The organism is Arthrobacter sp. NQ4 (genome assembly GCF_029077345.1).
In the GTDB taxonomy this organism is placed as follows: Bacteria; Actinomycetota; Actinomycetes; order Actinomycetales; family Micrococcaceae; genus Arthrobacter.
The window spans coordinates 90,468-103,882 of sequence record NZ_JARETC010000006.1; the positions used below are offsets into that span (position 1 = coordinate 90,468).

Genomic DNA, 13,415 nt, shown 5'->3' on the forward strand with positions numbered 1-13,415 from the left:
ACACATACGTGCTCCGGGGTCGGTGTAAGTCCGAACCGGCGGTGACAGTCCGCGACCCGCGCGCCGTTGTTCTCCCAGGAGGGCTCCGGCAAACGGTTGAACCGGTGGAATTCCGGTACCGACAGTTAAAGTCTGGATGAGAGAAGCACGTACAGCTGTATCTGCGCAGCCTTTTGGCTCCGCAGCGTTCTGCTGTCGTATCCCCGGAGCCATCGCGGTTCGACAGGGAAGGAACGACACACGAATGAACCCCCAGCGATGGCTCTTAAACGCCGTAAGTCCTGCCGCTTCAAAGGCAGGCCACACCTCCGCAACGGCAGCCGCATGACGGGCGCCGTAAAGCTTCAGCCCGCCGCCGGGGTGGTCACCGCCTTCAGCGCCGCCGAAACCGCGGCCATGGAGCAGGCCCTCCAGGCAGCGCTGAAAGGCCCCCGCGGCGCGAATCCCCTGGTGGGCGCCGTCGTCGTAGGCGCTGACGGCAAGCAGCTCGTTGCCGGCTACCACCGCGGCGCCGGCACCGCACACGCCGAAGCCGACGCGATTGCCCAGGCCGCCGCCGTCGGACTGGACCTGTCCGGCTGCACCATGGTGGTCACGCTGGAACCCTGCAACCACGTGGGCCGCACCGGACCGTGCACGGAGGCGATCATCGCGGCCGGGATCACTGATGTGGTCTATGCCGTGGATGACCCCCACGATCCCGCTGCCGGGGGCGCGGCAACACTGCGCGCAGCCGGCGTCAGGGTCCGCAGCGGCCTGGGTGCCGACGAGGCCCTGGACCTGAACCGCCAGTGGTTCGAGGCGGTGGCTGCCAAGCGGCCGTTCGTCACCCTGCACATCGCGCAGACCCTGGACGCCCGCATCGCTGCCGAAGACGGCACCAGCCAGTGGATCTCCAGCCCGGAGTCCCTGGCTGACAACCACGGGATCCGCAGCCGCATCGACGCCATCCTGGTGGGCACCCAGACCGTGATGGTGGACAACCCCCGGCTGACCGCCCGGGACGCCGCCGGCAACCCCGCGCCCAAGCAGCCGGTCCGTGCCGTCATGGGTCTCCGCGATATTCCGGAGGGCGCCGCAATCCACGGCGACGATGGCCTTGCCGTCCACCTTCCCACCCGCGACCCGCGCGAAGCCCTGTCCATGCTGTACTCGTCCGGCATCCGGCACGTCATGGTGGAGGGCGGGTCCAGCATCCTCAGCTCCTTCCTGGCGGCAGGCCTGGTGGACGAACTGATCGTTTACCTGGCGCCCACCCTGCTGGGATCGGGCACCCCCGCACTGAACGGGCTGGGCATCACCAGCCTTCCCGACGCCCAGCAGTGGGAATGGGACGCGTCCGACGGCGGCGCGGTCCGGACGCTGGGCCGGGACCTCAGACTCCACCTCAGACCGCAACGGCACGTTGCACTTGACCACCCACCAACCCGCACAGCCGCGGAGCCAGCCCAGGGAGGCTACTGATGTTTACCGGAATTATTGCCGAGCAGGGGCAGGTGCTGTCCGTCGAGCGCGACGGCACCACCAGCGCCACGGTCCGGCTGCACGCGCCCGCCTCCACCGAGGGCCTGGCCCTTGGGGGCTCCATCGCCGTCAACGGGGTCTGCCTCACGGCAACAGCGATTGACGGCAAGGACTTCAGCGTCGACGTCATGGGGGAGACCCTGGTCCGGAGCACCATCGGCGAGCTCACTGCAGGGGACTCCGTCAACCTGGAGCGTTGTGTTCCCGCAGGCGGCCGCCTGGACGGCCACGTGGTGCAAGGCCACGTGGACGGCGTGGGCGTCCTGCTCGAACGGGAACCGCAGGGCAACTGGGAGCGGCTGCGCTTCGGCGTCCCCGCCAACCTGGCCCGCTACATCGCCGAGAAAGGCTCCATCGCCATCGACGGCGTCTCCCTCACCGTGACGGCGGTCAGCCCGGCCGCAGAGCAGGAACCCTGGTTCGAAGTGGGCCTGATCCCCACCACCCTCGCCGAAACCGGCCTGGGCACCAAGACCACCGGCAGCCGGGTAAACCTTGAAGTCGACGTCCTGGCCAAATACACCGAACGGCTCCTTGCCTTCAGCAGCGCCGCCGCACCGGCCGGCAGCGGCGAAGCTGCCACCGCGGGAGGTGCACGGTGAACGCAGCAGTACGCCTGGAACCCGCCGTGGCCCATGACCCCGTGACCAACGCCGTGACCGGCACCCCGGCATCCGGTGACCCGGTGACCGGCCGGGCATCGTCCGCGCCCGCCCGGGGACTGGACCCCATCGCGGATGCCGTGCGCGCCATGGCCGCCGGGCGTCCGGTGCTGGTGGTCGACAACGAGGACCGCGAAAACGAAGGCGACATCATCTTCGCCGCCCAGCACGCCACGCCCGCGCTGATGGGCTGGACCATCCGGTACAGCTCGGGCGTGATCTGCGTGCCGTTGACCGGGGACCGCGCGGACGCACTGGCACTGCCTCCCATGACGGCTGTCAACGAGGACGCGAAGGGCACTGCCTACACCGTCTCCTGCGACGCGGCCGTCGGCGTCAGTACGGGAATCTCCGCAACGGACCGGGCCCTGACCGCGCGCATCCTGGCGGACCCGCAGGCCGGTCCGGCATCCGTGACCCGGCCGGGGCATATTTTCCCGCTCCGTGCAGTTGACGGAGGTGTGCGGGAACGCCAGGGCCACACCGAGGCCGCTGTGGACCTGTGCCGCCTGGCAGGCCTTGCACCCGTCGGGGTGATCGCGGAAGTGGTGTACGACGACGGCGAAATGATGCGCCTGGACGGGCTCCGTTCGTTCGCAGCTGAACATGGGTGCCCCCTGATCTCCATCGAGGACCTGGTGGCGTATCTTGAAGCCGGGACCGGGGGAGCACCGGACGAGGATGCCCGGGCGGTCCCGGGTGAAGAAAAGGAGAAACGATGACGGCAGCGGCAGCCAGCGACGACAGCCAGCACAATGGTCACCGGAAGCCCCACGCGGTGTCCGGTGAAGCGCCCCATCCCGTCAGCGGAGGGCCCGTGGTGCAACTGCCCACCGCCTTTGGCGACTTCGTGGCGCAGGCGTGGACAGACCTCGTGACAGGCGTGGAGCATCTGGCCGTCAGTTCCCCCAATGCTCCCACCGACGGAAAAGCTCCCCTTGTCCGGCTGCATTCCGAGTGCCTCACCGGGGATGTTTTTGGTTCCTACCGTTGCGACTGCGGGGAACAGCTCGCCTTCGCGCTGGAGCTGATCCGGGACAACGGCGGAACCCTGCTCTACCTCCGCGGCCAGGAAGGCCGCGGGATTGGCCTGGCCAACAAGATCAAGGCCTACGCGCTGCAGGAAGCGGGCTTTGACACCGTCGAAGCCAACGAGCAGCTGGGCCTTCCCGTTGATGCCCGCTGCTACAAGGCCGCGGCCCAGATCCTCGCGGAAATGGGCCTGCATGAAGTCCGGCTGCTGAGCAACAACCCGGACAAGCAGAACAGGCTGGCCAAGGCCGGGGTGACGGTCGTGGAAATGGTTCCCACAGAGGTCCCCTCCCGCGAACAGAACATCCGGTACCTGCGCACCAAGAAGGACCGCATGGAACACCGGCTGGTGCTGGACACCCAGGTGGCTCCCGTGCCTGTGACGGCCCCCGAAACCCCTTACGACCACGAACAAGACTGACGTCTTCACGAACGAACGGAACACAACAAACCCATGAGCGGACACGGCGCCCCCGACATTGACCTCAGCACCCTCAACCCGGCTGAAACCTCGCAGCTGAAGCTGGCCATCATTGCAGCCAGCTGGCACACGCAGATCATGGATGGCCTCCTGGACGGTGCACTCCGCGCCGCCAAGGATGCCGGGATCGCCGAGCCCACGGTGCTCCGGGTTCCGGGCAGCTTCGAACTTCCCGTGGCCGCCGCGCGGCTGGCACCGCACTTTGACGCCGTGGTGGCCCTCGGCGTCGTGATCCGCGGCGGCACGCCGCACTTCGACTACGTCTGCCAGGCTGCGACGTCGGGCCTCACCGACGTCAGCGTCTCCACCGGCGTGCCGGTGGGCTTCGGCGTGCTCACCTGCGACACCGAACAGCAGGGCCTGGACCGCGCCGGCCTGCCCGGCTCCAAGGAAGACAAGGGCCACGAGGCCGTCACCGCGGCACTGGCCACCGCCGTCGTCCTCAAGCAGTACCGCAGCTAAGCGGCACTCCGCTGCACGGGCGCGGTGTGTATTCCCTCACATCGCGCCCGTCATGCAACCGCCCGGGAAGCGCCCCCACGGCCGCAGCAAGTAGGCTGGAGGGCGTGAAGAATTTCGAGACGCTGTTCGCTGAGCTCAGCGAGAAGGCAGCCACCCGCCCGGAAGGCTCCCGCACCGTCGCTGAATTGGAGTCCGGTGTTCACGGCATCGGCAAAAAAGTCGTTGAGGAAGCAGCCGAAGTATGGATGGCTGCCGAATATGAATCCGATGAAGCTGCGGCCGAGGAAATCTCCCAGCTGTTGTACCACCTGCAGGTTCTGATGCTCGCAAAAGGCCTGACCCTGGAAGACGTCTACAAGCATCTGTAGCCACCGGCCGGCGCTTTGCCGCCGGCCTCCTGTGGCCTGCATTGCCTGAAGACCCAGACCTTCCACCCAGAAAGAATTTCCCATGCTGCGAGTAGCCGTCCCCAACAAGGGCTCCCTGTCCGAAGCCGCCTCCGCCATGCTCTCCGAAGCCGGATACCGCCAGCGGCGCGACAGCCGCGAGCTGGTCATGGTTGACCCCGACAACGACATTGAGTTCTTCTTCCTCCGCCCCCGTGACATCGCGGTTTACGTGGGCCGGGGAACGCTCGACGTCGGCATCACCGGCCGCGACCTGCTGCTGGACGCCGAGGTGGAAGCGGAAGAACTGCTTCCGCTGGGCTTCGCCGCCTCCACGTTCCGCTTTGCCGGCCCGGTGGGCGATTTCAGTTCCGCCGCCGAACTCGAAGGCAAGCGCCTTGCCACCAGCTACGACGGACTGCTGCGCAACTACCTGGCAGAACGTGGCATCAATGCCAAGGTGGTCCGGCTCGACGGCGCCGTTGAATCCTCCGTGCGGCTCGGCGTTGCGGACGCCATCGCCGACGTCGTGGAAACCGGCAACACCCTCAAGGCCGCCGGCATGGAAATCTTCGGCGAACCCATCCTCAAATCCGAAGCCGTCCTGATCCGTCGCACCGGCGCCGGCGGCGCCGCCAACGGCACGGCCAAGGAGATCGAGGTCCTCATCCGCCGCCTCCAGGGCGTCCTGGTGGCGCGCCAGTACGTCCTGATGGACTACGACATCCGCAAGGAACTCGTGGAGAAGGCCGCCAGCCTGACTCCCGGCCTCGAATCGCCCACCGTCTCCCCGCTGCGGGACTCCGACTGGGTAGCCGTCCGGTCCATGGTGCCCAAAAAGGAAACCAACCGGATCATGGATGAACTCTACGACCTGGGCGCCCGCGCCATCCTGGTCAGCAGCATCCACGCCTGCCGCATCTGATCACCGGCTTCCCCAGCACCACCGAATATCAGGAGTTCCCATGGCAGTAGCAGTACGGGTCATTCCCTGCCTTGATGTCGACGCCGGGCGCGTCGTCAAGGGCGTCAACTTCGAGGGCCTCCGCGATGCCGGCGACCCCGTGGAACTCGCCCACCGCTACGACAACGCAGGCGCCGACGAACTGACCTTCCTCGACGTCACCGCGTCGTCCGGCAACCGGGAAACCACGTTCGACGTCGTCCGGCGCACCGCCGAGGAAGTCTTCATCCCGCTCACCGTTGGCGGCGGCGTCCGCGGCGTGGCCGAGGTGGACAAGCTCCTGCGCTACGGCGCGGACAAAGCCTCCATCAACACCGCGGCCGTGGCGCGCCCGGACGTCATCGACGAGATCACCCGGCACTTCGGTTCCCAGGTGCTGGTCCTGTCCGTCGACGCCCGCCGGACGCGCCCCGGATCCCAGCCGACGCCGTCGGGCTTCGAAGTGACCACCCACGGCGGCCGCACCGGCACCGGGATCGACGCCATCGAATGGGCCCGGGAAGCAGCCGACCGCGGCGTCGGGGAGATCCTGCTGAACTCCATCGATGCCGACGGCACCAAGGACGGCTTCGACCTCGAACTCATCAAGCTGGTCCGGGCCGCCGTCAGGGTCCCCATCATCGCCTCCGGCGGTGCCGGGGAGCCGGCGCACTTCCCGCCCGCCGTCGCGGCCGGCGCGGACGCCGTCCTGGCTGCGTCAATCTTCCACTGGGGCCCGGACAACATGATGTCCCAGGTCAAGGACGCCATCCGCGAAGCAGGCTTCGAGGTCCGCTGACCTGTCTGCCCACCCAACTAAGTAGCGCTAAGTGCCGTTATGAGCCCTCATAACGGCACTTAGCGCTACTTAGTTGGGAAGTCAGAGTCCTACTTCGGCTGACTGGAGGAGGACGACGGCGTCCGGCTGGCCTTCGAACGTGACCAGGGCGTGGCGCGTGCGGCCGTGGGCGTGCATCAGCAGCTCGCCCGGCTCGCCGACGATGGCCACCGAAACGGGCGCACGTTTTGCCACGTGCCGCGGCCCGGACGGGCGGACCAGGACAATGCCCAGGTCCACGCCGCGGTAAAGGATGGCGGCGCGTTTGACCAGTTCGTCCCAGAGCGCGTCCGAGTAAGCCTCGTCCAGTGCCCGGGGCGCCCACCGGTCCACGGCGCGCCGGACGTCCTCCGTGTGCACGAAGTACTCGATCAGGTTGGCGCTTTCGTCCAGCGCCCGGATGCTCATCGGGGAGAGGGCCGGCGGCCCGGCGCGGAAGGTGTTCACCAGCCGGGCGTAGTCCTCGTTGCTGGTGAGCTTGGCGGCCAGCTTTGCGGTGGCCTGGTCCGAGGCCTTGGCCAGGCGCTTGATGATCAAACCGAGCCCGACGGCGGCCTTCCGCTCGCGCAGGTAAAGGTGCGCGGCAAGGTCCCTGGTACGCCAGCCCTTGCACAGCGTGGGCGCATCAGGGCCGGCCGCAAGCAGGGTTTCGGCCAGGACTTCTCGGGACGGTTCGACGAAATGCATCACTTGTGAAACTAGCACGAGTGGTGTGGAGATGGGCAGCACTGCGGCGGCCGGTGGCGTGCCGTTGTTCACAACAGGAGACCGGCCCGGCGAAGGCACTAGACTTGACCCGATGTCTGAGCAGCCAACCCCCGTCCAAACCGCAGGATCCGCCGTGTCCGCGCCCGTGCAGTCCGTGCCGGCGCCTTCCGTTGAATCCGCCCCGCCGGCAAGCCCGCTTCCCGAGGAGGTGGCCGCCGCGCTCAAGCGCGACGGTGCAGGCCTGGTGGCCGCTGTGGTGCAGCAGTACGACACGAACGAAGTGCTCATGCTTGGCTGGATGGACGACGAAGCCCTCCACCGCACCATGACCACCGGCCGCGTGACGTTCTACTCCCGCTCCCGCCAGGAGTACTGGCGCAAGGGGGACACCTCGGGGCACGTCCAGTGGGTCAAATCCGTGGCCATGGACTGCGACGGCGACGCACTGCTGGTGCGCGTCGACCAGGTGGGCGCCGCCTGCCACACCGGCACCCGGACCTGCTTCGACGGCAGGGACCTCGACGTGGTGGCCGGCCAGGCAGGGTAGGCGGCAGCCGCAGCCCGGCCGGCGTTTCCACCCGGCGGCGGCCATCCCAGCAAAGCACAACCAAGGTGCCGGCAACGCCGGCCCTTTTTGAAGAACAGGCGGACAAGCACAGCCATGCAGGACCTCGGAACCATCAGCCCAAGCCTTGAGGAGTTCCGGGAACTCGCCGGCCACAGCCGCGTCATTCCCGTCCGGCTCAAGGTCCTCGCCGACGCCGAAACCCCCATCGGCCTGTACCGGAAGCTGGCCCAGGGGCAGCCCGGCACCTTCCTCATGGAATCGGCTGCCGTGGGCGGAGCCTGGTCACGCTACTCCTTCATCGGTGCCAGGTCCCGCGCCACGCTGACCACCAAGGACGGCCAGGCGCACTGGCTGGGCGAGCCGCCCGCCGGGGTGCCGGTCAGCGGCAGTCCGGTGGACGCCATCCGCGACACCATCGATGCCCTGCGCACGGACCGGTTCGAGGGACTGCCGCCCTTCACCTCCGGCCTCGTGGGCTTCCTCGGCTGGGAAACCGTCCGGCACTGGGAGCGTCTGGTCAGTCCGCCGGAGGACGATCTGCACCTGCCCGAGATGGCCCTGAACCTGGTCACGGACATGGCGGTGCACGACAACGTGGACGGCACGGTCCTGCTGATCGCCAACGCCATCAACTTCGACAACAGCTCCGAGCGCGTCGATGAGGCCTGGCACGACGCCGTGGCCCGGGTCAAGGAACTCCTGGCCAGGATCAGCGCCCCCGTGGTGCAGCCTGTGTCCGTGCTGGCACCCGCTGCCCTGGACTTCGCCTCGAGCGTCCAGGAACGCTGGGATGAAGCCGAATACCTGGCGGCCCTGGACCGAGGCAAGGAAGCCATTGTCGACGGCGAAGTCTTCCAGGTGGTGATCTCGCGCCGCTTCGAAATGGAGTGCAAGGCATCCGCCCTGGACGTCTACCGCGTGCTCCGGAACACCAACCCCAGCCCGTACATGTACATCTTCAGCCTCGAAGACGCCGAGGGCCGCGAATACTCCATCGTCGGGTCCTCCCCGGAAGCGCTGGTGACGGTCACGGGCGAGGAAGTCATCACCCACCCCATCGCCGGCTCCCGCCCCCGCGGCAAGACGGTCGAAGCGGACAAGGCCCTGGCCGAGGAACTGCTGGCGGACCAGAAGGAACGCGCCGAGCACCTGATGCTGGTGGACCTGTCCCGCAACGACCTCTCCAAGGTCTGCGTTGCCGGCACGGTGGATGTCACCCAGTTCATGGAGGTGGAGCGCTTCAGCCACATCATGCACCTGGTATCCACCGTGGTGGGCAAGCTCGCCCCGCAGGCCAAGGCTTACGACGTCCTGAAGGCCACGTTCCCGGCCGGCACGCTCTCCGGAGCCCCCAAGCCCAGGGCGCTGCGCCTCCTCGATGAACTGGAACCGCACCGCCGCGGCATCTACGGCGGCGTGGTGGGCTACCTCGACTTCGCCGGGGACATGGACATGGCCATCGCCATCAGGTCCGCGCTGCTCCGGGAAGGGCGCGCCTACGTCCAGGCCGGCGGCGGGATCGTGGCGGACTCGGTGAACCCCACCGAGGCCATGGAAACCGTCAACAAGGCTGCCGCCCCGCTGCGCGCAGTCCACACCGCCGGATCGCTGCACAACATTTCGGCGGAATCCCTGCCCGGCGGGACGGATTCCTGATGTCGGAGTCCGGAGTAACTGCGGGCAAGGCCGGCAAGGCAGGCAAGGCGCGGAAGAACCGCAGCACGCCGGTGTGGGCACGCAAGTCGACGCTGGTGATGCTGATCGCCCTCCTCGCGCTGGCCGCCTTCGGCACCACCACCCAGACCTGGATGACTGCCACCCTGGACCCCAACCAGGTGGGCCAGGCTGCCGCCACCCAAAGTGCCATCCAGGTGCAGGGCAGCAAGGCCGCCACCACCGTCACGGCCCTGGCCCTGGTGGCCCTTGCCGGGGGACTGGCAGCGGCGATCGCTGGCCGGATCGCACGGTGGATCATCACCGCCATCATCGTCCTGGCCTCAGCCGGCGTGGTCACCGCCGCGGCAACGGTCCTGGCGGACCCCCTCTCGGCCGCGCAGGGAACCATTGCAGGCGCCACCGGGATCTCCGGCAGCCAGGCGCACGTGGAGCTCACTCCCTTTCCGGTCCTCGCCGTCGTCGCCGGCTGCCTCCTGGCGCTGGCAGCCCTCCTGATCCTGCCGGCGTCCCGTTACTGGAAGACGCGCACCAAATATGACGCGCCCGGCGCCGCGGGAACCGCTGCAGCGGCAGGGCCGGTGGACGAGATTGACAGCTGGGACCGGCTTTCCCGCGGCGAGGACCCAACGTAAGGCCTGCGGCCACCACCGCCGGCGCGGGCGTCGGGCCCAGCGGTACGCGGTCGGCGGCCAAAAAATGGCAGAATGTAAGCAGTATCCACCCTGAGGAGATTTTCCATGAGCAAAGCACCTGCGTCCGTTTCCAAGTCCGGCACCCGCCAGGTCGCCCCGGGCGCCATTGACCACAGCCAGGAACTGGGCCACGGCAACAGCCCGGCAGCATGGACCTGCGTCATCGTCATGCTCGTCGGCGCCCTCATCGCAGCCATCGCCTTCGTCATCGCCAGCACCCCCATCTTCATTGGCGGCGCCGTCGTCATGGTGATCGGCCTGATCCTCGGTTACGTCATGCGCAAGGCAGGCTACGGCGTCGAAGGCAGCAAGCTGAAGAACTCCGGCCACTGATGGCGACTGTTCTCGACGACATCAACGCCGGTGTCAGGGAGGATATGGAGGCCAGGAAGCGGCTCGTTTCCCTGGCTGAGCTGAAGGACCTGGCCCAGGCAGCGGCACCCGCCCGCGATGCCTGGGGGGCCCTCGGCGGAACCTCCCCAACCCGGGAACAGCTGAAAGTCATCGCCGAAATCAAGCGCCGGAGCCCCTCCAAGGGCGATCTCGCCAGCATCGGGGATCCGGCGTCGCTCGCCCGGCAGTACGCCGACGGCGGTGCCTCCGTCATCAGCGTCCTCACCGAACAGCGCCGCTTCAACGGGTCCCTGGCCGACCTTGACGCCGTGCGCGCCGCCGTCGACATCCCGCTGCTGCGCAAGGACTTCACGCTCGACGAGTACCAGATCTGGGAGGCCCGTGCCCACGGTGCCGACCTCATCCTGCTCATCGTGGCCGCGCTTTCCGATGCCCAGCTCACGGAGTTCAGCGCCCTCAGCCGCGAGCTCGGCATGAACGTGCTGGTGGAGACGCACACGGAAGAAGAAATCGAGCGGGCCGTCGCGGCCAACGCCCGGATCATCGGCGTCAATGTGCGCAACCTGAAGACGCTCGACGTCGACCGTTCTGTTTTTGCCTCCCTGGCAGGAATGATCCCCGCCGAGGCCGTCGTAGTTGCCGAATCAGGCGTCCGCGACGCGGACGACGTCACGCATTACGCCGCCAGCGGCGCCAACGCCATACTGGTGGGCGAGGCCCTGGTAAGCCACGCCACGCCGCGGGAACGCATCGCCGAGTTCACTGCCGCCGGCGCCGCCGCCATCGCTGCCCGCAGCTAAGGCACGCACCATCGAGCCTCCTGCGGGGCAGCAGCACGCTGGCCCGCGGGACAGGCACCCGTTCCGGCCCGGTACCGGAACTGCACACTTTTTGACCACCAACTTCGAACAGGACAGGACTGATGGCTGAAGCACCCTCAGGAAACGCTGACAACACCACCGCGGAAGCATTCCTGCAGGGGGGATCCCTCCGCCACGCCCCGGGGCCGTACTTCGGCAACTACGGCGGCCGATGGATGCCCGAGTCCCTCATCGCCGCCCTGGACGAACTTGAAGAGACCTTCAACAAGGCCAAGGACGACCCCGAGTTCCGCGCCCAGATCGCGGACCTGAACAAGAACTACTCCGGCCGCCCGTCCCTGCTCACGGAAGCCAAGCGGTTCTCCCAGCACGCCGGGGGAGTACGGGTGTTCCTCAAGCGCGAGGACCTCAACCACACGGGCTCGCACAAGATCAACAACGTCCTGGGCCAGGCCCTGCTCGCCAAGCGCATGGGCAAGACCCGCATCATCGCCGAGACCGGCGCCGGCCAGCACGGCGTGGCCAGTGCCACCGCCGCCGCCCTCATGGGCCTGGAGTGCGTGGTGTACATGGGTGCAGAGGACTGCCGCCGCCAGGCGCTGAACGTTGCCCGCATGGAGCTGCTGGGGGCCAAGGTCATTCCCGTGACCAGCGGGTCCCAGACCCTCAAGGACGCCATCAACGATGCCCTCCGGGACTGGGTAGCCAACGTTTCCACCACCCACTACCTGCTGGGCACCGCCGCCGGAGCCCACCCGTTCCCCGCCATGGTCCGCTACTTCCACGAGGTCATCGGCGAGGAAGCCCGCGCACAGATCCTCGAGCAGGAGGGCAGGCTCCCGGACGCTGTCTGCGCCTGCATTGGCGGCGGCTCCAACGCCATCGGCATCTTCCACGGGTTCCTGGATGATCCCAGCGTGAAGATCTACGGGTTCGAGGCCGGCGGCGAAGGCGTGGAGACCGGCCGGCACGCCGCCACCATTACCCTGGGCAAGCCCGGGGTGCTCCATGGTGCACGCTCCTACCTGATGCAGGACGACGACGGGCAGACCATCGAGTCGCACTCGATCTCCGCCGGACTGGACTACCCCGGGGTCGGCCCGGAGCACTCCTACCTGGCCGATATCGGGCGGGTCAGCTACGAGCCCATCACCGACGGCGAAGCGATGGACGCCTTCCGGCTCCTGTGCCGCACCGAGGGCATCATCCCCGCCATCGAGTCCTCGCATGCGCTGGCCGGAGCCATCAAGGTGGGCCAGCGGCTTGCCGCCGAGGACGCCGCTTCCGCCGGTGAAAAGATCATCATCGTCAACCTGTCCGGGCGCGGTGACAAGGACGTGGCCACCGCCGCCGAATGGTTTGACCTGTTGGACAAAAATTCCGCCGAATCGGAAATCGGCAAAGAGGGGGAGCAGCTGTGAGCAGCGCAGACATCGCCAACCAGGCTGAGACGGCCAGCAAGTCGGCAGCAGCGATCGACAGGGCCCGTTCCCAGGGGCGCTCGGCGCTCATCGGCTACCTTCCCGCCGGCTACCCCAGCGTGCAGGAAACCATCGCCGCAGGCATCGCCCTGGCGGAGAACGGAGCCGACCTGATCGAAATCGGCATCCCCTACTCGGATCCGGTCATGGACGGGCAGGTCATCCAGGCCGCCACCACCGAGGCCCTGGCCAAGGGCTTCCACGTCAGCCAGGTGTTCGACGTCGTCGCCGGCATCACCAGCAGGACCGATGCTGCCGTCCTGGTCATGACCTACTGGAACCCCGTAGTCCGCATGGGCGTGGATGAATTCTCGCGCCGGCTCGCCGAAGCCGGCGGCGCCGGGCTCATCACCCCGGACCTCATTCCGGACGAAGCCGCCGAGTGGATGGCAGCCTCTGACAAGTACGGCCTGGACCGGGTGTTCCTGGTGGCACCGTCCTCCACGCCGGAGCGGATGCAGCGCACCGTGGACGCAAGCCGCGGGTTCGTTTACGCCGTATCCATCATGGGCGTGACGGGCGCACGGACATCCGTCAGCACCGCCGCCAAGGATGTTGTGTCGGCAGCGCACAATGCAGGCGCCGAACGCGTCTGCGTGGGGCTTGGCGTCTCCACCGCTGACCAGGTCCGTGAAATCGCAACCTACGCCGAAGGCGTTATCGTGGGCACCGCCCTGGTGGCCGCCCTCCGCGACGGGGGAGTGGACGCCGTCGGCGCCCTCACCAAGGACCTCGCCACGGGGCTGACCCGGGAATCCGGCCTCACGCAGGAAACCGGGGCGTAGC

General features: G+C 67.8%; 16 protein-coding genes and 1 riboswitch. Of the genes, 15 read left to right on the forward strand and 1 reads right to left on the reverse strand.

Annotation, left to right across the window (positions count from 1 at the left end; translation table 11 throughout):
- Positions 1-4: 4 nt before the first annotated feature.
- Positions 5-153: riboswitch (FMN riboswitch) on the forward strand.
- Positions 154-324: 171 nt separating this feature from the next.
- The 8 genes from ribD (at position 325) to hisF (ending at position 6,289) form a co-directional block, all read left to right on the forward strand.
- Complete coding sequence (ribD, locus tag PUN51_RS12205) at positions 325-1,464, forward strand: bifunctional diaminohydroxyphosphoribosylaminopyrimidine deaminase/5-amino-6-(5-phosphoribosylamino)uracil reductase RibD (RefSeq protein WP_275181087.1); 1,140 nt, start codon at positions 325-327, stop codon at positions 1,462-1,464.
- Positions 1,464-2,126, forward strand: coding sequence for a riboflavin synthase (locus PUN51_RS12210; protein ID WP_275181089.1), 663 nt, complete (start codon positions 1,464-1,466; stop codon positions 2,124-2,126). The genes ribD and PUN51_RS12210 overlap by 1 nt, the downstream gene beginning before the upstream one ends.
- Positions 2,123-2,908: a 3,4-dihydroxy-2-butanone-4-phosphate synthase gene (gene ribB, locus PUN51_RS12215; RefSeq protein WP_374114938.1), complete on the forward strand. Its 786-nt coding sequence runs from the start codon at positions 2,123-2,125 to the stop codon at positions 2,906-2,908. Before PUN51_RS12210 ends, ribB begins: the two co-directional genes overlap by 4 nt.
- The gene (gene ribA / locus PUN51_RS12220; protein WP_224025737.1) at positions 2,905-3,639 is read left to right on the forward strand and encodes a GTP cyclohydrolase II; all 735 of its coding nucleotides are present in this window, start codon (positions 2,905-2,907) and stop codon (positions 3,637-3,639) included. The genes ribB and ribA overlap by 4 nt, the downstream gene beginning before the upstream one ends.
- Before the next feature lie 33 nt (positions 3,640-3,672).
- A complete protein-coding gene (gene ribH / locus PUN51_RS12225; RefSeq protein WP_224025738.1) occupies positions 3,673-4,161 on the forward strand; it encodes a 6,7-dimethyl-8-ribityllumazine synthase in 489 nt (162 codons plus the stop codon).
- A 104-nt stretch (positions 4,162-4,265) separates the two neighbouring features.
- Positions 4,266-4,529 (forward strand): phosphoribosyl-ATP diphosphatase, encoded by a 264-nt coding sequence (locus PUN51_RS12230; RefSeq protein ID WP_009358176.1) that lies wholly within the window; start codon positions 4,266-4,268, stop codon positions 4,527-4,529.
- Between the two features lie 82 nt (positions 4,530-4,611).
- Positions 4,612-5,472, forward strand: a complete 861-nt coding sequence (gene hisG / locus PUN51_RS12235; protein WP_159632138.1) for an ATP phosphoribosyltransferase — start codon at positions 4,612-4,614, stop codon at positions 5,470-5,472.
- A 40-nt stretch (positions 5,473-5,512) separates the two neighbouring features.
- Positions 5,513-6,289, forward strand: a complete 777-nt coding sequence (hisF, locus tag PUN51_RS12240) for an imidazole glycerol phosphate synthase subunit HisF (RefSeq protein WP_141160745.1) — start codon at positions 5,513-5,515, stop codon at positions 6,287-6,289.
- An 81-nt stretch (positions 6,290-6,370) separates the two neighbouring features.
- Here hisF and PUN51_RS12245 read toward each other — a convergent pair whose 3' ends face one another.
- The gene (locus tag PUN51_RS12245; protein WP_275181091.1) at positions 6,371-7,015 is read right to left on the reverse strand and encodes a TIGR03085 family metal-binding protein; all 645 of its coding nucleotides are present in this window, start codon (positions 7,013-7,015) and stop codon (positions 6,371-6,373) included.
- A gap of 112 nt (positions 7,016-7,127) precedes the next feature.
- Here PUN51_RS12245 and hisI point away from each other — a divergent pair, with 112 nt between their 5' ends.
- The 7 genes from hisI to trpA all read left to right on the forward strand — a co-directional run bounded on the left by hisI (position 7,128) and on the right by trpA (position 13,414).
- Positions 7,128-7,583 (forward strand): phosphoribosyl-AMP cyclohydrolase, encoded by a 456-nt coding sequence (gene hisI, locus PUN51_RS12250; protein ID WP_255175222.1) that lies wholly within the window; start codon positions 7,128-7,130, stop codon positions 7,581-7,583.
- A gap of 114 nt (positions 7,584-7,697) precedes the next feature.
- Positions 7,698-9,260: an anthranilate synthase component I gene (locus PUN51_RS12255; RefSeq protein WP_224025741.1), complete on the forward strand. Its 1,563-nt coding sequence runs from the start codon at positions 7,698-7,700 to the stop codon at positions 9,258-9,260.
- On the forward strand, positions 9,260-9,913 hold the full coding sequence (locus PUN51_RS12260) for a Trp biosynthesis-associated membrane protein (protein WP_275181098.1): 654 nt from the start codon (positions 9,260-9,262) through the stop codon (positions 9,911-9,913). Before PUN51_RS12255 ends, PUN51_RS12260 begins: the two co-directional genes overlap by 1 nt.
- 105 nt (positions 9,914-10,018) lie before the next feature.
- Positions 10,019-10,306: an HGxxPAAW family protein gene (locus PUN51_RS12265; protein WP_141160741.1), complete on the forward strand. Its 288-nt coding sequence runs from the start codon at positions 10,019-10,021 to the stop codon at positions 10,304-10,306.
- Positions 10,306-11,127 carry an indole-3-glycerol phosphate synthase TrpC gene (gene trpC, locus PUN51_RS12270; protein WP_275181100.1) on the forward strand — a complete coding sequence of 274 codons (822 nt, stop codon included), beginning with the start codon at positions 10,306-10,308 and terminating at the stop codon, positions 11,125-11,127. The genes PUN51_RS12265 and trpC overlap by 1 nt, the downstream gene beginning before the upstream one ends.
- Positions 11,128-11,249: 122 nt before the next feature.
- Complete coding sequence (gene trpB / locus PUN51_RS12275) at positions 11,250-12,569, forward strand: tryptophan synthase subunit beta (protein WP_159632131.1); 1,320 nt, start codon at positions 11,250-11,252, stop codon at positions 12,567-12,569.
- The gene (gene trpA, locus PUN51_RS12280; RefSeq protein ID WP_275181104.1) at positions 12,566-13,414 is read left to right on the forward strand and encodes a tryptophan synthase subunit alpha; all 849 of its coding nucleotides are present in this window, start codon (positions 12,566-12,568) and stop codon (positions 13,412-13,414) included. Before trpB ends, trpA begins: the two co-directional genes overlap by 4 nt.
- The last annotated feature ends 1 nt before the right edge of the window (position 13,415 follow it).

Bases quoted from the DNA above. Each gene is read 5' to 3' on its own strand.
- trpB (WP_159632131.1), top strand. From the start codon at position 11,250: ATGGCTGAAGCACCCTCAGGAAACGCTGACAACACCACCGCGGAAGCA.
- PUN51_RS12210 (WP_275181089.1), top strand. From the start codon at position 1,464: ATGTTTACCGGAATTATTGCCGAGCAGGGGCAGGTGCTGTCCGTCGAG.
- PUN51_RS12255 (WP_224025741.1), top strand. From the start codon at position 7,698: ATGCAGGACCTCGGAACCATCAGCCCAAGCCTTGAGGAGTTCCGGGAA.
- PUN51_RS12260 (WP_275181098.1), top strand. From the start codon at position 9,260: ATGTCGGAGTCCGGAGTAACTGCGGGCAAGGCCGGCAAGGCAGGCAAG.
- PUN51_RS12265 (WP_141160741.1), top strand. From the start codon at position 10,019: ATGAGCAAAGCACCTGCGTCCGTTTCCAAGTCCGGCACCCGCCAGGTC.
- hisG (WP_159632138.1), top strand. From the start codon at position 4,612: ATGCTGCGAGTAGCCGTCCCCAACAAGGGCTCCCTGTCCGAAGCCGCC.
- ribH (WP_224025738.1), top strand. From the start codon at position 3,673: ATGAGCGGACACGGCGCCCCCGACATTGACCTCAGCACCCTCAACCCG.
- ribA (WP_224025737.1), top strand. From the start codon at position 2,905: ATGACGGCAGCGGCAGCCAGCGACGACAGCCAGCACAATGGTCACCGG.
- PUN51_RS12245 (WP_275181091.1), bottom strand. From the start codon at position 7,015: ATGCATTTCGTCGAACCGTCCCGAGAAGTCCTGGCCGAAACCCTGCTT.
- ribD (WP_275181087.1), top strand. From the start codon at position 325: ATGACGGGCGCCGTAAAGCTTCAGCCCGCCGCCGGGGTGGTCACCGCC.
- trpC (WP_275181100.1), top strand. From the start codon at position 10,306: ATGGCGACTGTTCTCGACGACATCAACGCCGGTGTCAGGGAGGATATG.
- hisF (WP_141160745.1), top strand. From the start codon at position 5,513: ATGGCAGTAGCAGTACGGGTCATTCCCTGCCTTGATGTCGACGCCGGG.
- hisI (WP_255175222.1), top strand. From the start codon at position 7,128: ATGTCTGAGCAGCCAACCCCCGTCCAAACCGCAGGATCCGCCGTGTCC.